This window comes from Rahnella sp. AA, assembly GCF_002834385.1.
Classification (GTDB): Bacteria; Pseudomonadota; Gammaproteobacteria; order Enterobacterales; family Enterobacteriaceae; genus Rahnella.
This window is the reverse complement of record NZ_PITQ01000007.1, coordinates 124053-146697: the sequence shown is the minus strand read 5'-3', so window position 1 is coordinate 146697 and position 22645 is coordinate 124053. Positions and strand designations below refer to the sequence as shown.

Here is a 22645-nt window from a genome sequence, read left to right as displayed (position 1 = left end):
TTTTATAAAAACAGGGCGAACGAAAAAAAACGTGCACCACTGCTCACCAGATAACGTCACGGCAAGCAGCAGCAAAGGCGGGTGCTTACCGGATCACAACGGACCTACAGAATTGGGGTCGGGTTCCATCAGGTTTTCACCTCCGGTAAGGAACAGTTTGGAAATTCATAGCCGTCGGGCAGGAAAATCCGTTAGGGTAATCAGGAATAAGTGGATATACCTTCGATAATTCGCGCAGTATACGCCTGTGAAGTGCAACCAAAATTAAACCTGATCAAGTTATTAATCATTCATCAAACAACCATACAAAATAACTATGCAAAATCGCCTGACCATCAATGACATTGCCCGCCTGAGCGGCGTTGGAAAATCCACGGTATCGCGCGTGCTGAATAATGAAGGCAATGTCAGCCCGCAAACCCGTGAGCGCGTTTTGCAGGTGATTGAGCAGGAGCATTTCAGCCCGTCAAAATCGGCACGCGCCATGCGCGGTTTCAGCGACAAAATTGTGGCAATTATCGTTTCGCGTCTGGATTCCCCTTCTGAGAATCAGGCGGTGCGCGCCATGCTGCCGTTGTTTTATCAGCAGGGATACGATCCGATTGTTCTGGAAAGTCAGTTCAGCGCCGAACGCGTGAAAGAGCATTTGCAGGTGCTGAAGCAGCGCAATATCGACGGCGTGGTGTTGTTTGGTTTTACCGGATTGTCGGCGCAAATGCTGACACCGTGGAAAGATAAGCTGGTGATGCTGGCGCGCGATATGCCGGGTTTATCTTCGGTCTGCTACGACGATGCGGGCGCGGTGCAACTGCTGATGCAAAAATTGCTGGCGCAGGATATCCGGTCGGTTGGCTTTATCGGCGTTTCACCGCACGACACCACCACCGGGCAACGCCGCAGCGAGGCGTACCGGGTTTTTTGTCAGGAACATCACCTCACGCCGCACATTGCGCTGGGCGAACTCACCTACCAGAGCGGTTTTGAGCTGATCCCGCAGTTGCTTGACCGCGATATTCAGGCGGTAATTTGCGCCTCCGATACCATTGCGATTGGCGCGCAGAAATATCTGCAACAGCAGCAAATCCGTGGCGTACAGGTTTGCGGTATCGGGAATAACCCGTTGCTGCATTTCCTGTTTCCGCAATCCCTGTCGGTTGAACTCGGCTATGGTGCGGGTGGAGAAGCCGCCGCGAAGCAGCTTCTGGCGCAGCTCGACGGTTCCGCGACGCTGCAACAGCTGATTATTCCCGGCCAGCTCGCCGTCTGATTTTCCCCTCTTTGGTTTTCTGAATAACAGAAACTTTGTGATCTTCCCGGCAAAACCGGGAACGTTCCCGGACAAGTTCCCACCGGCTTCGCTATGCTTGAACCGTTCCCTACCTCAACGACAAATTTACGCATACCTATAAAAGGCCACCTCCTATGAGTAAGGTAAAACAACAGGATGTTGATCAGCTGATCGCCCTCGTGGGCGGCAGTGACAATATCGCCATGGTGACTCACTGCATCACGCGTCTTCGCTTTGTCCTCAATGACCCGTCCAAAGCGGATCCGAAGGGCCTCGAAACCCTGCCGATGGTGAAAGGTTGTTTCACCAACGCCGGTCAGTTTCAGGTCGTCATCGGCCCGGAAGTGGACGATTACTACAAAGTGCTGATCGCCAGCACCGGCAAAAGCGAAGCCGGCAAAGAGCAGGCGAAAGTGGCCGCACGCCAGAATATGAGCTGGTTCGAACGCAGTATTTCGCATTTCGCTGAAATCTTCTTCCCGCTGTTACCGGCGCTGATCAGCGGCGGTCTGATCCTCGGTTTCCGTAACGTTATCGGCGATATTCCGATGAGCGGCGGACAGACGCTGGCGCAGATGCACCCGCTCTGGCAATCCATTTACGACTTCCTGTGGTTGCTGGGCGAAGCGGTGTTTATGTTCCTGCCGGTGGCCGTGTGCTGGTCAACCGTGAAGAAAATGGGCGGAACGGAAATTCTCGGCATCGTGCTGGGGATCACGCTGGTTTCGCCACAGCTGATGAACTCCTACAACCTTGGCCAGCAAATTCCTGAAGTGTGGAATTTCGGCTGGTTCACCATCGAAAAAGTCGGTTATCAGGCGCAGGTTATTCCTTCCGTTCTCGCCGGTATGGCGCTGGCGATGATTGAAAATGGCCTGAAACGCATCGTGCCGAATTACCTGTATCTGGTGATTGTGCCGGTCACGTCGCTGATTGTTGCCGTCTTCCTGGCGCACACGCTGATCGGGCCGTTTGGCCGCATGATCGGCGACGGCGTGGCCTTTGCGGTGAAATTCGTGATGACCGGCAGCCTCGCGCCAGTCGGTGCCGCGCTGTTTGGTTTCCTGTATGCGCCGCTGGTGATCACCGGTGTACATCAGACCACGCTCGCCATCGACATGCAGATGGTACAGAGCACCGGCGGAACGCCGGTCTGGCCGCTGATCGCCCTGTCCAACATTGCGCAGGCCGCGGCCGTTGTCGGCGTCATTATCGTCAGCCGTAAACACAACGAGCGTGAAATTTCCGTGCCTGCCGCCATCTCCGCGTTCCTCGGCGTGACCGAACCGGCGATGTACGGGATCAACCTGAAATACCGCTTCCCGATGCTCTGCGCGATGATCGGGTCAGCTTTCGCCGGGCTTATCTGCGGCCTGTTTGGCGTGACGGCAAACGGCATCGGCGTCGGTGGCCTGCCGGGCATTTTGTCCATCAAACCGCAGTTCTGGAGTATCTACGCGCTGGCGATGCTGGTGGCGATTGTGATCCCAATCATCCTGACCGTTCTGGTTTATCAGCGTAAAGCCCGCCGCGGCGAGCTGGCGGCGGTGTGAAGAAACAGATGTTGAATAAGGAAAATGCGATGAGCAGCGAATTGCCGTGGTGGAAAAACGGCGTGATTTACCAGATTTACCCGAAGAGTTTTCAGGACACCACGGGCAGCGGTACCGGCGATATCAACGGCATCACGCAGCGCCTGGATTACCTGAAAACGCTGGGCGTTGACGCGCTGTGGCTGACGCCGGTGTACCTGTCGCCACAGATTGATAACGGCTATGACGTGGCCGATTACTGCGCGATTGACCCGGCTTACGGCACGCTGGAAGATTTCGAGCGCCTGACCCGCGAGGCGCATCAGCGCGGTATCCGCATCGTCATGGACATGGTGTTTAACCACACCTCGACGCACCACGAATGGTTCCGCCAGTCGCAGGTTCCGGCCAGCGTTTTCCGTCCGTTTTACATCTGGCGCGACAGTGCGCCGGAAGGCGGGCCGCCGAATAACTGGCGTTCAAAATTTGGCGGCGGCGCGTGGGCGTGGCACGAAAACAGCGGACAATATTATCTGCACCTGTTCGCCACCGAGCAGGCGGATCTCAACTGGGAATACCCGCCGGTGCGCGAGGCGCTGAAAAAAGTCTGCCAGTTCTGGGCCGATAAGGGCGTCGATGGTTTGCGTCTGGATGTGATCAATCTGGTGTCCAAACAGCAGGATTTCCCGGCGGACGACACCGGCGATGGCCGCCGTTTTTACACCGACGGCCCGCGTATTCACGAATTCCTGCAAGAGTTTAGCCGGGACGTTTTCAAGCCGCTCGGGCTGATGACCGTCGGTGAAATGTCATCGACAAAACTGGAACATTGCCGCCGCTACGCCGCCAACGATGGCAGCGAATTGTCGATGACGTTTAACTTCCATCACCTGAAAGTCGATTATCCTAACGGTGAAAAATGGACGGACGCGCCGCCGGATTTCGTGCAGCTCAAGCAGATTTTCCGCGAATGGCAACAGGGAATGCACGGCCACGCCTGGAACGCGCTGTTCTGGTGTAATCACGATCAGCCGCGCATTGTCTCGCGCTTTGGCGATGAGGGCGCGCTGCGCGAAACGTCCGCGAAGATGCTGGCGATGGTGCTGCACGGTTTGCAGGGTACGCCGTACATTTATCAGGGCGAAGAGATCGGCATGACCAATCCGGGCTTTAAACATCTCGAACAGTACCGCGATGTGGAAAGCCTGAACATGTTTGCTGAACTGAAATCCGACGGGCGCAGCAACGAAGAACTGCTGCGGATCCTGGCGCGAAAATCCCGTGATAACAGCCGGACGCCGATGCAATGGAACGACGGCGATCAGGGCGGCTTCACCACCGGCACGCCGTGGATTTCGGTCAGCCATAATGTAAAAGACATCAACACTGAACAGGCGCTGGCAGATAAAAACTCTGTGTTTTATCTTTATCAGCAACTGATTCAGCTGCGCAAAACCGTGCCGGTGCTGACTCACGGGGATTATCAGGATCTGCTGCCGGAGCACCCGCAGTTGTGGTGTTACCAGCGCAAGGCAAACGGGCAAACGTTGCAGGTGATGGCGAATCTGAGCGGTGAAAATCAGGCCGCCAGTCTGCCTGATTTCGCAGGCAAAACGCTGCTGGGCAACTATGGCGATGCAACGGTTTCAGACAGCCTTCGTCCTTACGAATGCCGCTGGCAACTTCTCGAATAATCTGAATATTCACATCTGTCGGGTCAGTCACATCAGTGGCTGACCCGTTTGTTTTTTAGGCATCTCCTTAAAAAACAATACGCAAAAAACAGGCCAAAATTTACATTTGTTCACCTATTCTTCCGACAAAAAAATTCTTTGTTTCAGGTCAATAAAATGACAATTAACGCTCGCGCAGATCCTACATCTAGTGTGTATAGTACACACCCAACCCAATATGTAGCGATTTCTCGCAAAACCCCCACAACCGGCCTCCAGGCCTTGCGGGGCGCGGGAATGAGCGTAAAAGGAGTGTCATTGTGAAGGCAGACAGACTGGAATCCGTACCCGCAAAATCCAATAACAAAATGCAACCCATCGTGATCAAGCGGGATGGTTGTCAGGTCCCTTTCGATGAAGTTCTGATCAAACAAGCGGTGCAACGCGCCGCCGCTGCCGCCGGTATCGACAGCGTCGGTTACTGTGAACAGGTTGCCCGCATTGTCGCTGAAAATCTGCAAGACCAGGCCCGCGTCGATATCCATGAAATCCAGGACGCCGTTGAAAACCAGCTGATGGCTGGCCCGCATAAAAAACTGGCGCGCGCTTATATCGAATACCGCCATGACCGCGACGTAAAACGCGAAATGCGTGGCCGCCTGAATCAGGAAATCCGCGGTCTGGTTGAGCAAAGCAATATGGCGCTGCTCAACGAAAACGCCAACAAAGACAGTAAAGTGATCCCGACTCAGCGCGATTTGCTGGCCGGTATCGTCGCCAAGCATTACGCCAAACAACACATTTTGCCGCGGGACGTGGTGCTGGCGCATGAGCGCGGTGAAATCCATTACCACGATCTGGATTACTCGCCGTTCTTCCCGATGTTCAACTGTATGCTGATTGACCTGAAAGGCATGCTGAATCACGGTTTCAAAATGGGGAATGCCGAAATTGACACGCCGAAGTCAATTTCTACCGCCACGGCGGTCACCGCGCAAATCATCGCGCAGGTCGCCAGCCACATTTACGGCGGCACCACCATTAACCGCATCGACGAAGTACTGGCACCGTTCGTCACGTCCAGCTTTGAAAAACACCGCGCCATCGCGCAGGAATGGCAGGTCGCTGACGTCGAAGCCTTTGCGCACAGCCGCACCGAAAAAGAGTGTTACGACGCCTTCCAGTCGCTGGAATATGAAGTCAACACGCTGCACACCGCCAACGGCCAGACGCCGTTTGTCACCTTCGGCTTCGGCCTCGGGACGACCTGGGAATCACGCCTGATCCAGCAATCTATTCTGCGCAACCGCATTGCAGGGCTCGGCAAAAACCGCAAAACCGCCGTGTTCCCGAAACTGGTGTTTGCTATCCGCGACGGCCTGAACCATAAAGCCGGTGACGCGAATTACGACATCAAGCAACTGGCGCTCGAATGTGCCAGCAAACGCATGTACCCGGACATTCTGAATTACGATCAGGTGGTCAAAGTCACCGGCTCGTTCAAAACGCCGATGGGCTGCCGCAGCTTCCTGGGCGTTTATGAAGAAAACGGCGAGATGATCCATGAAGGCCGTAACAACATCGGCGTGATCAGCCTGAACCTGCCGCGCATCGCGCTGGAAGCCAGACAGGATGAAGCGACGTTCTGGAGCCTGCTCGACGAACGTTTACTGCTGGCGAAAAAAGCCCTGATGACGCGCATTGCCCGCCTCGAAGGCATCAAAGCGCGCGTCGCACCGATTCTGTATATGGAAGGGGCGTGCGGCGTGCGTCTGAAAGCCGACGACGATATTTCCGGTATCTTCAAAAATGGCCGCGCATCGATTTCTCTGGGTTATATCGGCGTGCATGAAACCATTAATGCACTGTTCGGCAACCAGACCCACGTCTTCGACGCCAGCCAGCTGCGTGAAAAAGCGGAGGCGATTGTTGCCCGACTGAAAGCCGCCACGGAAAGCTGGAAAGACGAAACCGGCTACGGATTCAGCCTGTACAGCACGCCAAGCGAAAACCTGTGCGACCGTTTCTGCCGCCTCGATAAAGCCGAATTCGGCCTGGTCGCTGGCGTCACTGATAAAGGCTATTACACCAACAGCTTCCATCTGGACGTGGAGAAGAAGGTGAATCCGTATGAAAAACTCGACTTCGAAGCGCCATATCCGCCACTGAGCAACGGCGGTTTCATCTGCTACGGCGAGTACCCGAACCTGCAACACAACCTGAAAGCGCTGGAAGACGTGTGGGATTACAGCTACACCCGCGTTCCTTATTACGGCACGAATACGCCGATTGATGAGTGCTACGACTGCGGCTACACCGGTGAATTCGAGTGCACCAGCAAAGGCTTCACCTGCCCGAAATGCGGCAACCACGAGCCTTCACGCGTGTCAGTCACCCGCCGCGTTTGCGGTTATCTCGGCAGCCCGGATGCGCGTCCGTTTAACGCCGGTAAACAGGAAGAAGTGAAGCGCCGTGTGAAGCATTTGGGTAACGGGCAACTGGGTTAATGTTGTGAATTTTCATCAATATTACTCAGTGGATGTGGTCAACGGACCCGGAACGCGCTGCGTACTGTTCGTTTCCGGCTGCGTCCACGAATGCCGCGGTTGCTATAACAAAAGTACCTGGCGCGTGGATTCCGGCAAGCCGTTCACGCCGGAAGACGAAGACCGGATTATCGCTGACCTGCAAAACACGGTTATTCCCCGCCAGGGGCTCACACTCTCCGGCGGCGACCCGCTGCATCCGCAAAATCTGTCTGCCGTACGCAAGCTGTTGCTGCGCGTACAGGCAGAATGCCCCGGCAAAGACGTGTGGATGTGGACTGGCTACACGCTCGGGGAGCTGACACCAGAACAGCAGGACGTAGTGGCACTGATCAATGTGCTGGTGGACGGAAAATTTGTGCAGGAACTGAAAGACCCGTCGCTGATCTGGCGCGGCAGCGGGAATCAGGTGATTCATTACTTACGGTAAAGCGCCTGAGATGAAAGCTTACAGAGGGGAAATCACTCCCCCTCTTTTCTCTAAATTCCATTCAGCAAAAAATCAAACGCGTTTTTCACTTCATAGATTTCACCGTCGAGCTGTTTTATCCACACACCGATTTCCGATGGCGGGATACCACCAGGAATATGGGTCATTAATACATAGTGCTTATGCTGAACTTTAAGTAATGGGCACAATCTTTTGGGTGGATAAATACTCATCTTCGCCAGAGGAACCAGCGGTACCATTACCGTATCGCCATACCCACTTGCGAGGGGGTGAAGAACATTAAGCAGATAAGGATAAGCGCGCTTCTTACTGCCTTTATTTTCATAAATAGCGTACTGCTCCATTTATAATTTCCGCGGAGGATGAGTCAGAGTCCCATGCTTTTCCACATACTTTTTAATAGCTTCAAGCCCCGCTTTATTCTCCCGTTTCCATTTTTCACCCGCGGTTTCCTCAACGGGGTGCTCCGCAGACACTTTAAAATCCTTCTTATTTCCTTTAGACATAACAGTTCCTTTTACATGTTTTAGTATAAAAAACAAACAACTAGGAACAGTGTATTCCTCCGTTTTCACGCCGTAAACCGCCGATGTGTATTCCTGAGAGACATCTTCCAACTCTTGCGTTCCCTGACGCGTGTTCAGGCAACCGCGATACCGTTGATTTCGATATTCGAGATGCGCAGCTCAGCACTTGCCAGCATATTGACCAGCATATCGATACTGAAAACCGAGATTTTTCCCCGGACAAGATCCGATATCCGCGGCTGCGTTACTCCGAAAAACTTCGCAGCCTGGGCCTGTGTCATTTTGTTATTTTCGATATGCGCGGTGAGAACCCTCATCAATTTAGAGCGCACTTTCATGTTTTCAGCCCGTTCCGGGGTGTCTTCAATGGCATCCCATACGCTGTCAAACTCTTCAATCATTGCGAATACTCCTTTATCAGGGTTTTGTATCGCTGCTTTGCCAGTTCAATATCCTGATGACTTGTCGTCTGAGATTTCTTCTGGAAACAATGCAACACGTAAATGGCCTCTTCTAATTTAGCCAGATAAATCACGCGAAATATCCCTGCGGGATCCTTAACCCTGACCTCTCTGACCCCGGTGCCAATGGCTGGCATAGGTTTCCAGTCAAACGGCATTTTCCCCTTCTGCACAAGCTCAAGTTGATAGCCTATGTCTTGCCGGACGCTGAGTGGTAATCCCCGCAAATCAGCAAGACTACTGCCCGCGAAGGCGATTTTTTTCATTATGACTTCCTTGTAAATATTATACAAAATTTTATATAAAATAAGATATGGTAATCACATTCAGTCATTTCATCAGGCTACTCCAGCGACCTGATCCCGCCGTGTCTGGAATGTAATTGCCTTATATTTTCCCGTAAATCCTCACAGGTAATTCCTGCGAGACATCTTCCAACTCTTCACTTTCCTGCAACCCACCGTTCACCCAACTGTCACTAAACTTCGCCAAGATGATGCCAACGCCGAATTGAGGTTTGCATCATGTCCCCTTCTTTTCTCTGTCAAGAATCCACTGCCCGTTTATCCCGTGCGAGGTATTCATTGTGATGAACTTATCTAGACATCCGACCAGTCACACCACGGTTTATCAGCAAATCGCTGCCGAACTGGAACAGGAACTGCGTAATGGTTATCGCTGCGGCGACTATCTGCCACCAGAACAGCAACTTGCAGAACGTTTTCAGGTTAACCGCCACACGCTGCGCCGTGCAGTAGATGAGCTGGTCGATCGCGGCTGGCTGCAACGTCGTCAGGGTATTGGCACGCTGGTGCTGATGCGGCCTTACGATTACCCGCTGCATTCGCAGGCACGCTTTAGCCAGAACTTGCTGGATCAGGGCAGCCACCCGACCAGCGAACGTCTGTTGGCGGTACTGCGTCCGGCCACCGAGCATGTCGCTGCGGCGTTATCGCGTCAGGAAGGCGACACCGTTATTCATCTGCGCACGCTGCGCCGCGTCAACGGTGTGCCGGTCTGCGTGATTGATCACTATTTACCGGATCTCGACTGGTGGCCTGCGCTGCAAAACTTCCATAACGGCTCGCTGCACGATTTTATCCGCGAAGAGATTAAGCAAAAGCTCAGCCGCCGCACCACCCGCATCAACGCCCGCCGGGCGCTGGCGAAAGAAAGCAAATTACTCGAAATCGTGCCACAGGCTCCGCTGCTGTGTGTGCGCACCCTGAACATTTGTGAAGGCAGCGATCAGGTGGCGGAATACTCCGTCAGCCTGACGCGTGCAGACATGATTGAACTGACGATGGAGCACTGAATGGATCACCTGCAAACCCGCCAGCGCTGGATGTCGGTGCTGGCCCACAGCCGCCCGGATGAACTGCTCGCACACTGGCAACCGCTGAATCTGTCTCCGCAATTTGAACGCATCCGCGCCGCCGAAACCGGCCTGACGCAACTTCAGGGCCGCATGGGCGGCACCGGAAAACGTTTTGTGATGGGCGACATGACCGTCACCCGCGCCGTCGTGCAGATGGACGGCGGTATTTACGGCTACAGCTATGTCAGCGGCCGCAATAAAGCCCACGCCGAACTGTGTGCCGTGCTCGATGCGTTGCTGCAAATGCAAGGCATGGACGAATTGCTGCACAAGCGCGTGATTGCCCCGCTGGCTGCGCTGCAACAGGAACGTCGCCAGCAGCGCGCCCGTGAGGTGGCTGCCAGCCGTGTCGATTTCTTTACCCTGGTTCGCGGAGAATAATTCATGTCACTTGTTGCCAGTTTTCAAAATCCGGTTGCCGATGCGCAATACAGTTTCCGTCGTATTCTCAAAGCGTTAAGCGAACCCGGCGTCAGCGTGCAGTTGCCCGCGATGCCCGGTTTCGGCGCGCTGGGTTCTGCCAGCGCCTGCGTATTGCTGACGCTTATCGATCAGGACACCCCGTTATGGTTGAGCGCTTCACTCAACGATGAAATCTTGCGAAAAAACCTGCGCTTTCATACCGGCGCGGTGCTGACCGACGATCCTTCTGCCGTCAGTTTTGCGCTGGCGGATCCGGCACTCGATAACGCCACGTTACTGGCTTTCCCGTGCGGTGATGAAATGTCGCCGGAACTGGCAACCAGCGTTATCGTTCAGCTTGATGGCCTGACTGGTGGTGCTCCACTGCGCCTGCGCGGGCCGGGCATTGAGAGCAGCCGGACGATTTCGCCACAGTTGCCGGACGCGGTTCGCGATTACCTGCTCAACCGCCCTCACCGTTTCCCGCTCGGCCTGGACTTTATGTTCACCTGCGGCGAAGAACTGATTGCCGTACCGCGCACCACGCGCGTGGAGGTGTGCTGATGTACGTCGCCGTTAAAGGGGGTGAGAAGGCGATTGCCGCCGCCCATCAGCTGCTGGCGCACGAACGCCGTGGCGACACTGATGTGAATGAACTCGGCTGCGAACAGATTGAGCAACAGCTGGGTCTGGCGGTCGATCGCGTGATGAGCGAAGGCGGGATCTACGACCGCGAGCTGGCCGCACTGGCGATTAAACAGTCCGGCGGCGATCTGGTGGAAGCCATTTTCCTGCTGCGCGCTTATCGCACGACGTTGCCGCGTCTGGCGACCAGCGAACCGCTGAACACCAAAGCGATGCGCCTGGAACGTCGTATTTCCGCCATCTATAAGGATTTGCCGGGCGGTCAGGTACTGGGGCCGACATACGATTACACCCACCGTTTGCTGGATTTTGCCCTGCTGGCGGAAGGCGAAGCGCCGTTTACACCTATCTCCGACGAACCTCAGGCGGAAAATTGCGGGCACGTTTTTGACCTGCTGACGCAACAACAGCTGGCGGTTGAGGAACAGGACGACGGCACTGAGCCGGAAGATATCACCCGCACGCCGCCGGTCTATCCGGCCTCGCGCGCAGCCAGATTGCAACAACTGGTGCGCGGCGACGAAGGTTTTCTGCTGTCGCTGAGTTATTCCACACAGCGCGGATATGGCCGTACGCATCCGTTTGCCGGTGAAATCCGTACCGGCTGGCTGACCGTAGAAATCGTGCCGGAAGAGCTGGGCTTTGCGATTGATATCGGCGAAATCCTGCTGACCGAATGCGAGATGGTGAACGGCTTTGTCGCGCCCGAAGACAAACCGCCGCATTTCACCCGGGGTTACGGGCTGGTGTTTGGCCGCGCCGAACGCAAGGCCATGTCGATGTCGCTGGTCGACCGTGCGCTGCAAACCCGTGAATACGGCGAGCAAATCAGCAGCCCGGCGCAGGACGAAGAATTCGTTTTATCTCACGCAGACAACGTCGAGGCGGCGGGTTTCGTTTCGCACCTCAAGCTGCCGCACTACGTCGATTTCCAGGCCGAACTGGAATTGCTCAAGCGCCTGCGCGCTGCGAAAGAACAGGACTCAGCCCATGAACAATAATGCTGCTCAGACGCTCACCGGTTATAACCACGGTTATCTCGACGAGCAAACCAAACGCATGATCCGCCGCGGGATCCTGAAAGCCGTGGCGATCCCCGGATATCAGGTTCCGTTTGCAGGCCGCGAAATGCCGATGCCTTACGGCTGGGGCACCGGCGGGATCCAGCTGACCGCCAGTGTGATCGGCGAAAAAGATGTGCTGAAAGTGATTGATCAGGGCGCTGACGACACCACCAATGCCGTGTCGATCCGCAAGTTTTTCCAGAGCGTCGCCGGGGTGAAAACCACCGAGAAAACCGTAGATGCCAGCCTGATCCAGACGCGTCACCGCATTCCGGAAACGCCATTGCAGGAAGATCAGATCCTGATTTTTCAGGTGCCGATCCCCGAACCGCTGCGCTTTATCGAACCGCGCGAAACCGAGACCCGCAAAATGCATGCACTGGAAGAGTACGGCGTGATGCAGGTGAAACTGTATGAAGACATCGCGCGCTTCGGCCATATCGCCACGACCTATGCGTATCCGGTGAAAGTGAACGATCGCTACGTGATGGATCCGTCGCCGATCCCGAAATTTGATAACCCGAAAATGAACATGATGCCGGCTTTGCAGCTGTTTGGTGCCGGGCGCGAAAAACGTATTTACGCCCTGCCGCCGTTCACCAAAGTGGAAAGTCTGGACTTCGACGATCACCCGTTCACCGTGCAGCAGTGGGATGAACCCTGCGCCATTTGCGGTTCACACCACAGCTATCTCGACGAAGTGGTGCTCGACGATGTGGGCAACCGGATGTTCGTGTGCTCAGATACCGATTTTTGTGCTCAGCAGGTTGAGCAACAGGCTTCCAACGAGGTTAACCGCTGATGACCACTCCATTAAATCTCGCCGCCGCGCCGCTGTTGTCGGTGAACAATCTGACCCATCTGTATGCACCGGGAAAAGGCTTCAGCGATGTGTCTTTCAATCTGTATCCGGGCGAAGTGCTGGGTATTGTCGGCGAATCCGGCTCCGGCAAAACCACGCTGTTGCAGTCGATTTCAGCCCGCCTCGCGCCGCAGCAGGGCAACGTCATTTATAACAACGGCCAGACGCCCGCGCAGTCTTTGTATGACATGCCGGAAAGTGACCGCCGTCGCCTGCTTCGCACCGACTGGGGCGTGGTACATCAGCATCCTATGGACGGCCTGCGCCGCCAGGTTTCCGCCGGGGGCAATATCGGCGAGCGCCTGATGGCGGTCGGTGAGCGTCATTACGGCAATATCCGCCAGAAAGCCAGCCAGTGGCTGGAAGATGTCGAGATCCCGGTGTCGCGCATTGATGACCTGCCGACCACGTTTTCCGGCGGAATGCAGCAACGTCTGCAAATCGCCCGCAATCTGGTGACGCATCCCCGTCTGGTGTTTATGGATGAACCGACCGGCGGCCTTGATGTATCGGTGCAGGCGCGGTTGCTGGATTTGCTGCGCACGCTGGTGGTGGAGATGCAACTGGCGGTGGTGATTGTGACCCATGATCTGGGCGTCGCGCGCCTGCTGGCGCACCGTCTGCTGGTGATGAAACAGGGTCAGGTGGTGGAAAGTGGTTTAACCGACCGCGTGCTCGACGATCCACATCATCCGTATACGCAGTTGCTCGTGTCCTCCGTGTTGTCTTAACCCTTATTCCAGAGAAAGAGTGACCAAAATGACGACGAAGCTCAGGGTCGAAAATCTCAGTAAAACTTTTGTGTTACACAATCAGCACGGCGTGCGGTTGCCGGTGTTCAGCAACGCCAGTCTGGAGGTGAAAGCCGGAGAATGCGTGGTGCTGCACGGCCATTCCGGCAGCGGGAAATCTACGTTACTGCGCTCGCTGTACGGTAATTACCTGCCGGACAGCGGCAAAATCTGGGTCGAACATCAGGGCCAGCAAATCGATATGGTCAGCGCCGAAGCGCGCGACATTCTGTCCGTGCGCCGTCATACCGTCGGCTGGGTCAGCCAGTTTCTGCGCGTGATCCCGCGTATCAGCGCGCTGAATCTGGTGATGCAGCCGCTGCTGGAACTGGGCGTGGATAAAGCACAAAGCGAAGCCCGCGCCAGCGCATTGCTGCGCCATCTGAATGTGCCGGAACGTCTGTGGCATCTCGCGCCATCAACATTTTCGGGCGGCGAACAGCAGCGCGTGAATATCGCACGCGGCTTCGTGGTCGATTATCCGGTTCTGCTGCTCGATGAGCCGACCGCCTCGCTGGACGCTACTAACCGCGCCGCCGTCGTCACACTGATTGAGCAGGCGAAAGCCCGCGGAGCCGCCGTGGTCGGGATTTTCCATGACGAAGATGTCCGCGAACGCGTCGCCGATCGCCTGTATGAAATGAGCCCTGAAACTGCCCCGGAGATGTCCGCATGATCATCAACAACGTCAAACTGGTTCTCGACGATCAGGTCGCCGAAGGCTCGCTGGAGATGCACAACGGCGTGATCACGGCTTTTGCCGACACGCGCAGTCAGTTGCCGCAGGCGCTGGACGCTCAGGGCGGCTGGTTGCTGCCGGGATTAATCGAGCTGCACACGGATAACCTCGACAAGTTTTTCACGCCGCGCCCGAAAGTGGACTGGCCGGCGCATTCCGCCATGAGCAGCCACGACGCGCTGATGGTGGCGAGCGGGATCACTACGGTGCTGGACGCCGTGGCCGTAGGCGATGTGCGCGACGGCGGGCATCGTCTGGAGAATTTGCAAAAGATGATCGACGCCATCGTCAACAGCCAGAACGCCGGGCTGAACCGCGCTGAACACCGTCTGCATCTGCGCTGCGAATTGCCGCACGACACCACGTTGCCGCTGTTTGAAAAGCTGATGGATACGTCAGTTCTCTCACTGGTTTCCCTGATGGATCACTCGCCGGGCCAGCGCCAGTTCGCCACGCCACAGAAATACCGCGAGTATTACCAGGGCAAATATCACATGAACGACGAGCAGATGGACGCGTATCAGGAAGAGCAAATCGCCCTGTCGCGCCGCTGGGCGCAGCCAAACCGTGAAGCGATTGCCGCCCATTGCCGCGAGCGCAATATTTCGCTGGCCAGCCACGATGACGCCACTGCCGCGCACGTCGAAGAATCTCTGGCACTCGGCAGCGTGATTGCAGAATTCCCGACCACCGAAGAAGCGGCACGCGCCTCGCACGCCAGCGGGCTGGCGGTGCTGATGGGCGCGCCGAATATCGTGCGCGGCGGCTCGCATTCGGGCAACGTCGCGGCGCATAAACTGGCGTCACTGGGTCTGCTGGATATTTTGTCCTCCGACTATTATCCCGCCAGCCTGATGGATGCCGTTTTCCGCATCGCCAATGATGAAACCAATGCCTTCAGTTTGCCGCAGGCCGTGAAGCTGGTGACGCGAAATCCGGCCAATGCGCTGGGCTTGCAGGATCGCGGTGAAATTGCCGAAGGCAAACGCGCCGATCTGGTTCTGGCACGTGCGCATGGCGATCATCACTATGTGCAAAACGTCTGGCGTCAGGGCATTCAGGTGTTCTAAACGGAGAAAAAATGAGTCGTTTACTTTATCTGATGGGTGCTTCAGGTTCGGGAAAGGACAGTCTTCTGGACGCGCTGCGCCAGCATTTACCGGCGGATGTTGCCGTGGCGCACCGTTACATTACGCGCCCCGCTGACGCGGGTTCAGAGAACCATATCGCGCTGAGTGAAGCCGAATTTATTCAGCGTCGTCAGCACGGATTATTTGCGCTGGAATGGCACGCGCATCAGTGCCGCTACGGCGTGGGAATTGAGATCGACAGCTGGATGCAGCTTGGATGTCATGTGGTGGTAAACGGCTCACGCGCGCATCTGGAAAAAGCCCGTCAGCGCTATGGTCAGCGGCTTTTGCCGGTCTGCCTGCAGGTGTCAGACGACGTACTGGCCGGACGCCTGGCCCGACGTGGGCGCGAGAATGCGGAGCAAATAGCGTGCCGCCTTCAGCGGGCCAGAGAGTATGAAAATGCGCTGCCCGCCGATTGTCACCGGCTGAACAATGACGGCGCATTGCAGGAAACGTTACCGCATCTGCTGGCCATTCTTTCATTGCCGGTCAGCACATGCATTTATCCCGTCACTTCATCATGAGCGACACTATGACAGACATTATTCACCCATTTTCTTTAGCTGACGAACAGGATTATTCACGCCCTAAAATCGGTCAGCAGGTCGAACTTAACCGCTCGCAGCTCGGGCAATATGTGCATATTGCCGACAATGCGATCATCGAAGAAACGCAGATCGGCGATTATTCGTATACAGCAGGCAACAATCAGATCTTCTACGCAACCATCGGCAAATTTGTGTCGATCGCCACTTATGTGCGGATCAATCCGGGCAATCACCCCACTTATCAGCGTGTCGCCCAGCACCATTTTACCTATCGCAGTTCGGCGTACGGTTTGGGTGAAGACGATCAGGATTTCTTTGACTGGCGGCGTGAACATCACGTCACCGTCGGCAACGACGTATGGATCGGCCATAACGCCGTCATCATGCCCGGCGTCAGCGTCGGGAATGGCGCGGTGATCGGGACTTCCGCCGTGGTGACCAAAGACGTTGAACCGTATTCCATCGTGGCGGGCGTGGCCGCGAAAAAGATCGGTGTGCGTTTTGATGACAACATGATTGAAAGGATCGAGAAGAGTCAGTGGTGGAACTGGGATCATGAAACGTTGAAAGAGAGGATGCCGGATTTTCGTAATCTGCCGGTTTTTGCAGAGAAATATCTGTAATTCAGGCAAAAGGATCCGCCGTTAAGCGGCCCTGCCGGGAAGGGGCAAAATTCGCGTTTTTTGCTGATAGCTTATCATAAGGATCGCATTCAGCGGATCACGCGAATTAAAGATCTTCAATACTGGCGGCAATCTCATTGGATTCCAGCACCGTGATGCCGCCTAATCCGGCGTTAAATGCCTGTTCCTGCAACGCTTTCGCCACCACATCTGAATCAATAGCTTTCCATTTCCCCGGTAACAGTTTAAACAGCGGCGCGCTCAGTTGTTCCAGCAACCGTGGCGGATGGCGTTTACCGACCAGCAGCGATGGCCTCACCAGCGTGAGAAGCGGCCATCCCTGTTGCATCAGCGCCAGCTCCATCTCACCTTTGGTCCGGTTATAGAGGAAACGCGAGCGTGCATCCGCACCATTAGCACTGACGGCCAGACAATGGCGCGCACCCAACTCACGCGCGGCTTTAGCACAATCCACCACCAGATCGTAATCCACCGCCCGGAATGCCTGCGCACTGCCCGCCTGTTTTCGCGTGGTACCCAGGCAGCAAAACAGTAAGTCAATCGGCTCATCCAGCGCGACAACCAGTGAGGTCAGATTAGCGCCGAGCGGATTGAACAGCTTATTACCCGGCAATAACGGATGTCGGCTCGGTGCAACAATACGGCTGACACGGGGATCAAGTTGCAGCAACCTTAAAAGCTCCCGCCCAATCAGACCACTGCCGCCCAGCAGAAGAACTTTTGCCATATCACTTCCTTTTAAAAAACGGCTTTCGCACGATGTTTTCAGTCAGACAGAATGAGTGTTACCCGAATGTTAATATCACGCTATAAGACAGTTCCTGTTACTGATGATTGTCAGACGACTCACGTTCCCATTGCAGCTTTTTCCCAAAGCCCAGCGCATTGTCTGTCATCTTTATTTGAGTCAGTTGCAGCGCCCAGACGGGTGCCTTCATGGCGATCGCGACCGGGAAATGTTTGCAGTAGAGATGCCGCGCTTTGCTCTCTTCTTCACCACTTAATATCATCGCTTCACCGCGATACTGGATCCCTTTAATCAGCGCGACCGTTTTCGGTGTCGGGGTGATCGTCCCGACAACCTGCGGCGATTTCGCCATCAGTGTGCCATGAAGGGTTTTCAATTCAGTCATGAAATACAACGACATGCTGTCAGTATCGGTGACGTAAAAACAGTTGGCGCTCCACATCTCACCTTCAGCAGCGGCACACAGCGCCAGCAAATGATTTTTGGTCAGAAATTTCAGGATATGTTTCAGGTCATCGGGGTTATTCATCATAGGATCCTTATTTTCGTTTCCCCCAGTTTAACGCTCCATATCAATGTTTTGCCTCACTCTATTGTGCCTTTCGGGTAAACTTACACAAACTTTCCAGACACCACGAGACTATGTCCGCTACATCAGGCTGGTATTTATATATGCTGAGAACCCCTGCTGGTGCGCTGTACACCGGCATCACGACCGACGTGACGCGTCGTCTGGCCCAGCATCAGTCGGGGAAAGGGGCGAAAGCCTTGCGCGGAAAAGGTGAGTTGCAGTTAGTGTTTCACTGCGCAGCGGGCAATCGTTCGCTGGCGTCAAAGCTGGAAATCCGGGTCAAAAAGCTGAGCAAATCCCAGAAAGAATTGCTGGTTTCCCGTCTGCCGGAAAATCTGGAGCATTATCTGGAATCACTGGCCGCGCGCCCATAGTCGTTATTCCGGTTTCACCGAGGAAGGGGCATAGCCGAATTTTTGTTTAAACGCTTTGCTGAAGTGGAATGAATCGAAGAAGTTGAGCAGTTCCGCAACCTGGCTGACACTGTAATTCCCCTGACGGAACAGGGAGAGCGCCAGCCCAAGCCGGGCATCAAGATAATATTCTTTCGGCGTTTTCCCGGTGTATTTGAGAAATAAACGTCGTAAATACTGCTCGCTGCACTGCATCCATTGCGCCATCTCCGCCACCGTCCAGCGTTTTTGAATATCGGTATGAATAAGTGAAAGCAGTTTTTCCATCTGCCTGAGCTGCTGGCCTTTCACGCCGGTCTGAGCAATCAGGCAAACCCACTGGTAAATTAACTTAGTAATAAAGGCGACCGCCAGATTTTTATTTAAATCGACACCGCTGTTAATTAATTCTGTTACCTGATTGAGTTCCTGATTAAATAGCTCACCGTTATAGATTATAGCCTGTTGTGATAAAGGAATTTCCATGATGCCCGTTGGAATAAACTCCATCCAGTATTGCTCCCAGAGCAAACCTTCACAGTGATAAGACTTTATTTCTGTGGGTTTGAGAAATATCACGCAATTGCCGTTGAGCGTGATGCTCGATTCATCCTTTAACGTGATCTTGCCGCAGCCTTGCAGGGTATAGACAGCAACCCACGAATTTTCAATCAACGGTTTCCTTTTGTCCTGCGGCCATATCACCTTATAACTTTTATCGGCAAGCGTATGCCAAAGAGAGATAAGCGATATACCGCTTGAGATCACATTTTCAGCAAGAACCAGCGGGATATTGTATGTCGTTTCGTTTTTTACATGCCAGCCGTCAATTTTTCCATTCATTTTATTTCGCCGTCAGAGAATGATGCGTATGTCCTGCCGTCATTATTGACCACTCTTTACCCGCAGGGCGTGATCAATGCCGGTCCGTTAATAAAGAAAGCTGAAAAACACTGAAAAATAAAATAATCTCCGGGCCTGCATATTGCATTTTAACGCTGCGGCATACCAGATCATCAGCATAAATAAGGGCCGTGAAATGAATGTTCAGCAAATTTTAAGCTTTTTCGCTTTTACACTCCTGGTGGCATTAATTACCTGGTGGAAATTGCGTAAAACCGACACCCGGTCCCAGCAAGGTTACTTTCTGGCCGGACGCTCCCTGAAGGCGCCGGTGATCGCCGCGTCCCTGATGCTGACGAATCTCTCCACCGAACAACTGGTCGGGCTGGGCGGTCAGGCATGGAAAAGCGGGATGTCCGTGATGGCATGGGAAGTGATTTCAGCCATTCCGCTGATCTTCCTTGCCCTGATTTTCCTGCCCAAATACCTGCAACGCGGCATCGCCACCATCCCCGATTTTATCGAAGAGCGGTACGACAAAAGCACGCGCATTTTCGTCGATTGCTGCTTTCTCATTGCCACCGGCATTTGCTTTCTGCCAATTGTTCTCTACTCCGGCGCGCTGGCGCTCAACAGCCTGTTCCACGTGGGTGAGGCATTTGGCGTCTCCGAAGGCACCGCCATCTGGTTTATGGTGAGCCTGCTGGGATTGTCCGGAATATGCTATGCGGTGATTGGCGGGCTGCGCGCCATCGCGATTGCTGATGTGATTTATGGCATCGGGCTGGTAATTGGCGGGCTGATGATCCCGGTGCTCGGCCTGATGGTGATGGGCGACGGAAATTTCCTGCACGGCGTGCAGCAACTGACGACAGTTCATAGCGAACGTCTCAACTCCATCGGCGGCAGTCATGATCCGGTGCCGATTGGCGCCGCGCTGACCGGGCTAATCCTGGTGAACACGTTTTACTGGTGTACCAATCAGGGGATTGTGCAACGCACGCTGGCCTCGAAGAGCCTGGCCGAAGGGCAAAAAGGGGCGCTGCTGACGGCCGTGCTGAAAATGCTCGACCCGCTGATTCTGGTACTGCCGGGTGTCATTGCTTTTCATCTGTTCCCGCAGTTGCCGAAAGCCGATATGGCCTATCCGGCGCTGGTGAATAAGGTGCTGCCGTTACCGCTCGTCGGGTTCTTCGGAGCCGTGCTGTTTGGCGCGATCATGAGCGCATTCAACGGGTTCCTCAACAGCGCCTGTACATTATTCAGCTACGGTATTTATCACCGCGTGATTAACACGCAGGCCGAACCTCAAAAGCTGGTGAGCGTCGGCCGCCGGTTCGGGCTGGTTGTCGCGGTGGTGTCGGTGATCGTCGCGCCGTGGATAGCCAATGCGCCGGAAGGGCTTTACAGCTGGATGAAACAGCTCAACGGCATCTACAACGTGCCGCTGGTGACGATTGTGATCATGGGTTTTTTCTTCCCGCGTATCCCGCCGGTAGCAGCCAAAGCCGCACTGCTGTTCGGGATTTGCAGCTATGTCGTGATCCACTATCTGGTGTCGTTCGAGCTGCATTTTCTCTACGTTCTGTTCTTCACATTTTGCATTAACGTTCTGCTGATGCTCAGCATTGGCTGGCTCAAACCCCGCGCCACGCCGTTCAGATTCCGCGACGCTTTTGCCGTCGATATGCAACCGTGGCGACCGGTAAAAATAGCTTCCGTCGGCGTGCTGGCTGCCATGATTGGGGTTTATTCGGGCTGGCACAATTTGGCGGCTACCCGACACGCTGGCTGACGCTGATCAGTTATCTGACCGCCGCCGCAGTGGTGATTTATCTGTGCATTCACCGCTGGCGTCAGCGCCCGGCGGCCAGCGTTATCTACACTTCTGAACCGGGGAACAAGTAATGGAACGCCCTAACTTCTTGTTTATTATGACTGATACGCAGGCCACCAATATGGTGGGTTGTTACAGCGGTAAACCGCTGAATACGCAAAATATTGATGCGCTGGCGGAGTCCGGTATCCGGTTTAATTCTGCTTATACCTGCGCGCCGGTTTGTACCCCCGCGCGCGCGGGGTTGTTTACGGGCATTTACTCCAACCAGTCCGGCCCCTGGACCAACAATGTCGCGCCCGGTAAAAACATTTCGACCATGGGGCGCTACTTTCAGGATGCAGGCTACAAAACCTGTTATATCGGCAAATGGCATCTCGACGGGCACGACTATTTCGGAACCGGCGTCTGCCCGCCGGAGTGGGACGACGAATACTGGTTCGATGGAGCCAATTATCTGGCAGAGCTGACGGAAAAAGAGATTGGCCTTTGGCGCAATGGCCTGAACAGCGTGGAAGATTTGCGGGAAAACGGCATCGATAAAACCTTTACCTGGGCACACCGGATCAGCAACCGTGCGATTAATTTTCTGGCGCAGCCGCAGCGCGGAGAAGAACCGTTTCTGATGGTGATTTCCTATGATGAGCCGCACCACCCGTTCACCTGCCCGGTTGAGTATCTTGAAAAGTATGAGGATTTTTATTACGACCTGGCGGAAAAAGCACAGGACTCGCTGGCCGGTAAGCCGCAGCATCACCGCCTGTGGGCCGATGCCATGCCATCACCGGTGGGCGCTGACGGGCAATATCATCATCCGCTGTATTTTGCCTGCAACGATTTTGTTGATGATGAAATTGGCCGCGTCGTGGCCGCACTGACGCCGGCCCAGCGTGAAAATACCTGGGTGATTTATACCTCGGATCACGGCGAAATGATGGGCGCTCACAGGCTGATCAGCAAAGGTGCCGCGATGTATGACGATATCACCCGCATCCCGCTGATTTTTGTGCCACCCGCCGGGCAGGGAACTCCACTCCAGGTCGATACGCCCGTCAGCCATTCCGACGTATTGCCCACGCTGATGGCGCTGGCGGGCATCGATAAGCCGGCAATTTTGCCCGGTGAATCGGTTTTCGACGCCCAGCCACAACGTGGGGTGATGGTGGAATTTAACCGTTACGAGATTGAACACGACAGCTTCGGGGGGTTTATCCCGGTACGCGGCTGGGTGACGGACGGTTATAAATTCGTGCTCAATCTGTTCACCAGCGACGAACTCTACGATCGCCACAACGATAAAAATGAAATGCATAATCTGATCGACAACCCGGATTACGCTGACATCCGCAACACCTTGCACGATCAGCTGATGGACTATATGGATAAAATCCGCGACCCCTTCCGCAGCTATCAGTGGTCGTGCCGTCCGTGGCGCAAGGAGGCCAGACCGCGCTGGATGGGCGCTTTCCGACCACGCCCGGAGGACGGATATTCTCCAGTGGTGCGTGATTACGATACCGGCATGCCCACGCAGGGCGTGAAAGTGGAAGATAAAAAACAGAAATTCTGA

The 22645-nt window shown here is 54.8% G+C and carries 24 protein-coding genes and 1 pseudogene; 18 read left to right on the top strand and 7 right to left on the bottom strand.

Going from position 1 to position 22645, the window contains the following annotated elements; all coding sequences use genetic code 11:
- Window positions 1-316 precede the first annotated feature (316 nt).
- The 5 genes from treR to nrdG all read left to right on the top strand — a co-directional run bounded on the left by treR (window position 317) and on the right by nrdG (window position 7469).
- Window positions 317-1267, top strand: coding sequence for a trehalose operon repressor TreR (gene treR / locus CWS43_RS17460; protein WP_198555861.1), 951 nt, complete (start codon window positions 317-319; stop codon window positions 1265-1267).
- A 155-nt stretch (window positions 1268-1422) separates the two neighbouring features.
- Complete coding sequence (gene treB, locus CWS43_RS17455) at window positions 1423-2841, top strand: PTS trehalose transporter subunit IIBC (RefSeq protein ID WP_101078359.1); 1419 nt, start codon at window positions 1423-1425, stop codon at window positions 2839-2841.
- Window positions 2842-2870: 29 nt separating this feature from the next.
- On the top strand, window positions 2871-4514 hold the full coding sequence (gene treC, locus CWS43_RS17450; RefSeq protein ID WP_101078358.1) for an alpha,alpha-phosphotrehalase: 1644 nt from the start codon (window positions 2871-2873) through the stop codon (window positions 4512-4514).
- A 347-nt stretch (window positions 4515-4861) separates the two neighbouring features.
- Entirely contained in the window at window positions 4862-7000 is a 2139-nt protein-coding gene (gene nrdD, locus CWS43_RS17445) for an anaerobic ribonucleoside-triphosphate reductase (RefSeq protein WP_101078520.1), read from the top strand.
- 4 nt (window positions 7001-7004) lie between these two features.
- Window positions 7005-7469 carry an anaerobic ribonucleoside-triphosphate reductase-activating protein gene (nrdG, locus tag CWS43_RS17440; protein WP_101078357.1) on the top strand — a complete coding sequence of 155 codons (465 nt, stop codon included), beginning with the start codon at window positions 7005-7007 and terminating at the stop codon, window positions 7467-7469.
- Between the two features lie 50 nt (window positions 7470-7519).
- Here the strand turns inward: nrdG and CWS43_RS17435 are convergent, their stop codons facing one another.
- The 4 genes from CWS43_RS17435 to CWS43_RS17425 form a co-directional block, all read right to left on the bottom strand.
- Entirely contained in the window at window positions 7520-7834 is a 315-nt protein-coding gene (locus tag CWS43_RS17435) for a CcdB family protein (protein ID WP_101078356.1), read from the bottom strand.
- Window positions 7835-7996: a type II toxin-antitoxin system CcdA family antitoxin gene (locus CWS43_RS27270; protein ID WP_157825412.1), complete on the bottom strand. Its 162-nt coding sequence runs from the start codon at window positions 7994-7996 to the stop codon at window positions 7835-7837. It lies immediately after the preceding gene.
- 134 nt (window positions 7997-8130) lie between these two features.
- Window positions 8131-8418 carry a helix-turn-helix domain-containing protein gene (locus tag CWS43_RS17430; RefSeq protein WP_101078355.1) on the bottom strand — a complete coding sequence of 96 codons (288 nt, stop codon included), beginning with the start codon at window positions 8416-8418 and terminating at the stop codon, window positions 8131-8133.
- Window positions 8415-8747, bottom strand: coding sequence for a type II toxin-antitoxin system RelE/ParE family toxin (locus tag CWS43_RS17425; protein ID WP_232777051.1), 333 nt, complete (start codon window positions 8745-8747; stop codon window positions 8415-8417). Before CWS43_RS17425 ends, CWS43_RS17430 begins: the two co-directional genes overlap by 4 nt.
- A gap of 320 nt (window positions 8748-9067) precedes the next feature.
- On the opposite strand from CWS43_RS17425, the gene phnF reads away from it, so the two are divergent.
- Genes phnF through CWS43_RS17375 form a run of 10 tightly spaced genes read left to right on the top strand, consistent with a single transcriptional unit; the run spans window position 9068 to window position 16663 of the window.
- Window positions 9068-9793, top strand: coding sequence for a phosphonate metabolism transcriptional regulator PhnF (phnF, locus tag CWS43_RS17420; RefSeq protein ID WP_101078353.1), 726 nt, complete (start codon window positions 9068-9070; stop codon window positions 9791-9793).
- Entirely contained in the window at window positions 9794-10237 is a 444-nt protein-coding gene (phnG, locus tag CWS43_RS17415; RefSeq protein ID WP_101078352.1) for a phosphonate C-P lyase system protein PhnG, read from the top strand. It abuts the gene before it with no gap.
- A 3-nt stretch (window positions 10238-10240) separates the two neighbouring features.
- Window positions 10241-10822, top strand: coding sequence for a phosphonate C-P lyase system protein PhnH (gene phnH / locus CWS43_RS17410; protein WP_101078351.1), 582 nt, complete (start codon window positions 10241-10243; stop codon window positions 10820-10822).
- Window positions 10822-11904 (top strand): carbon-phosphorus lyase complex subunit PhnI, encoded by a 1083-nt coding sequence (locus CWS43_RS17405; RefSeq protein WP_101078350.1) that lies wholly within the window; start codon window positions 10822-10824, stop codon window positions 11902-11904. Before phnH ends, CWS43_RS17405 begins: the two co-directional genes overlap by 1 nt.
- Window positions 11894-12769, top strand: a complete 876-nt coding sequence (locus CWS43_RS17400; RefSeq protein WP_101078349.1) for an alpha-D-ribose 1-methylphosphonate 5-phosphate C-P-lyase PhnJ — start codon at window positions 11894-11896, stop codon at window positions 12767-12769. The genes CWS43_RS17405 and CWS43_RS17400 overlap by 11 nt, the downstream gene beginning before the upstream one ends.
- Complete coding sequence (gene phnK / locus CWS43_RS17395; protein WP_101078348.1) at window positions 12769-13560, top strand: phosphonate C-P lyase system protein PhnK; 792 nt, start codon at window positions 12769-12771, stop codon at window positions 13558-13560. The genes CWS43_RS17400 and phnK overlap by 1 nt, the downstream gene beginning before the upstream one ends.
- 28 nt (window positions 13561-13588) lie before the next feature.
- The gene (phnL, locus tag CWS43_RS17390) at window positions 13589-14296 is read left to right on the top strand and encodes a phosphonate C-P lyase system protein PhnL (protein ID WP_101078347.1); all 708 of its coding nucleotides are present in this window, start codon (window positions 13589-13591) and stop codon (window positions 14294-14296) included.
- Window positions 14293-15429, top strand: coding sequence for an alpha-D-ribose 1-methylphosphonate 5-triphosphate diphosphatase (gene phnM / locus CWS43_RS17385; RefSeq protein ID WP_101078346.1), 1137 nt, complete (start codon window positions 14293-14295; stop codon window positions 15427-15429). The genes phnL and phnM overlap by 4 nt, the downstream gene beginning before the upstream one ends.
- A gap of 11 nt (window positions 15430-15440) precedes the next feature.
- A complete protein-coding gene (gene phnN, locus CWS43_RS17380; RefSeq protein ID WP_101078345.1) occupies window positions 15441-16016 on the top strand; it encodes a ribose 1,5-bisphosphokinase in 576 nt (191 codons plus the stop codon).
- 8 nt (window positions 16017-16024) lie between these two features.
- On the top strand, window positions 16025-16663 hold the full coding sequence (locus tag CWS43_RS17375) for a DapH/DapD/GlmU-related protein (protein WP_101078344.1): 639 nt from the start codon (window positions 16025-16027) through the stop codon (window positions 16661-16663).
- 106 nt (window positions 16664-16769) lie between these two features.
- Here the strand turns inward: CWS43_RS17375 and CWS43_RS17370 are convergent, their stop codons facing one another.
- A complete protein-coding gene (locus CWS43_RS17370; protein ID WP_101078343.1) occupies window positions 16770-17411 on the bottom strand; it encodes a hypothetical protein in 642 nt (213 codons plus the stop codon).
- 97 nt (window positions 17412-17508) lie between these two features.
- On the bottom strand, window positions 17509-17961 hold the full coding sequence (locus CWS43_RS17365; RefSeq protein ID WP_101078342.1) for a YhbP family protein: 453 nt from the start codon (window positions 17959-17961) through the stop codon (window positions 17509-17511).
- Between the two features lie 113 nt (window positions 17962-18074).
- Between CWS43_RS17365 and CWS43_RS17360 the strand changes: the two genes are divergently transcribed.
- Window positions 18075-18377 (top strand): GIY-YIG nuclease family protein, encoded by a 303-nt coding sequence (locus CWS43_RS17360; RefSeq protein ID WP_101078341.1) that lies wholly within the window; start codon window positions 18075-18077, stop codon window positions 18375-18377.
- A gap of 3 nt (window positions 18378-18380) precedes the next feature.
- On the opposite strand, the gene CWS43_RS17355 is transcribed toward CWS43_RS17360, so the two are convergent.
- A complete protein-coding gene (locus CWS43_RS17355; protein ID WP_101078340.1) occupies window positions 18381-19238 on the bottom strand; it encodes a helix-turn-helix transcriptional regulator in 858 nt (285 codons plus the stop codon).
- Window positions 19239-19434: 196 nt separating this feature from the next.
- Here CWS43_RS17355 and CWS43_RS17350 point away from each other — a divergent pair.
- A pseudogene (locus CWS43_RS17350) lies at window positions 19435-21146 on the top strand (solute:sodium symporter family transporter).
- Window positions 21146-22645, top strand: a complete 1500-nt coding sequence (locus CWS43_RS17345; RefSeq protein ID WP_101078339.1) for a sulfatase-like hydrolase/transferase — start codon at window positions 21146-21148, stop codon at window positions 22643-22645. Before CWS43_RS17350 ends, CWS43_RS17345 begins: the two are co-directional and overlap by 1 nt.

Bases quoted from the DNA above. Each gene is read 5' to 3' on its own strand.
- CWS43_RS17435 (WP_101078356.1), bottom strand. From the start codon at position 7,834: ATGGAGCAGTACGCTATTTATGAAAATAAAGGCAGTAAGAAGCGCGCT.
- treC (WP_101078358.1), top strand. From the start codon at position 2,871: ATGAGCAGCGAATTGCCGTGGTGGAAAAACGGCGTGATTTACCAGATT.
- phnM (WP_101078346.1), top strand. From the start codon at position 14,293: ATGATCATCAACAACGTCAAACTGGTTCTCGACGATCAGGTCGCCGAA.
- CWS43_RS27270 (WP_157825412.1), bottom strand. From the start codon at position 7,996: ATGTCTAAAGGAAATAAGAAGGATTTTAAAGTGTCTGCGGAGCACCCC.
- CWS43_RS17370 (WP_101078343.1), bottom strand. From the start codon at position 17,411: ATGGCAAAAGTTCTTCTGCTGGGCGGCAGTGGTCTGATTGGGCGGGAG.
- CWS43_RS17365 (WP_101078342.1), bottom strand. From the start codon at position 17,961: ATGAATAACCCCGATGACCTGAAACATATCCTGAAATTTCTGACCAAA.
- CWS43_RS17400 (WP_101078349.1), top strand. From the start codon at position 11,894: ATGAACAATAATGCTGCTCAGACGCTCACCGGTTATAACCACGGTTAT.
- CWS43_RS17430 (WP_101078355.1), bottom strand. From the start codon at position 8,418: ATGATTGAAGAGTTTGACAGCGTATGGGATGCCATTGAAGACACCCCG.
- nrdD (WP_101078520.1), top strand. From the start codon at position 4,862: ATGCAACCCATCGTGATCAAGCGGGATGGTTGTCAGGTCCCTTTCGAT.
- phnH (WP_101078351.1), top strand. From the start codon at position 10,241: ATGTCACTTGTTGCCAGTTTTCAAAATCCGGTTGCCGATGCGCAATAC.
- phnK (WP_101078348.1), top strand. From the start codon at position 12,769: ATGACCACTCCATTAAATCTCGCCGCCGCGCCGCTGTTGTCGGTGAAC.
- treR (WP_198555861.1), top strand. From the start codon at position 317: ATGCAAAATCGCCTGACCATCAATGACATTGCCCGCCTGAGCGGCGTT.
- CWS43_RS17345 (WP_101078339.1), top strand. From the start codon at position 21,146: ATGGAACGCCCTAACTTCTTGTTTATTATGACTGATACGCAGGCCACC.
- CWS43_RS17360 (WP_101078341.1), top strand. From the start codon at position 18,075: ATGTCCGCTACATCAGGCTGGTATTTATATATGCTGAGAACCCCTGCT.
- CWS43_RS17405 (WP_101078350.1), top strand. From the start codon at position 10,822: ATGTACGTCGCCGTTAAAGGGGGTGAGAAGGCGATTGCCGCCGCCCAT.
- phnF (WP_101078353.1), top strand. From the start codon at position 9,068: ATGAACTTATCTAGACATCCGACCAGTCACACCACGGTTTATCAGCAA.
- phnN (WP_101078345.1), top strand. From the start codon at position 15,441: ATGAGTCGTTTACTTTATCTGATGGGTGCTTCAGGTTCGGGAAAGGAC.
- CWS43_RS17355 (WP_101078340.1), bottom strand. From the start codon at position 19,238: ATGAATGGAAAAATTGACGGCTGGCATGTAAAAAACGAAACGACATAC.
- treB (WP_101078359.1), top strand. From the start codon at position 1,423: ATGAGTAAGGTAAAACAACAGGATGTTGATCAGCTGATCGCCCTCGTG.
- CWS43_RS17375 (WP_101078344.1), top strand. From the start codon at position 16,025: ATGACAGACATTATTCACCCATTTTCTTTAGCTGACGAACAGGATTAT.
- phnG (WP_101078352.1), top strand. From the start codon at position 9,794: ATGGATCACCTGCAAACCCGCCAGCGCTGGATGTCGGTGCTGGCCCAC.
- phnL (WP_101078347.1), top strand. From the start codon at position 13,589: ATGACGACGAAGCTCAGGGTCGAAAATCTCAGTAAAACTTTTGTGTTA.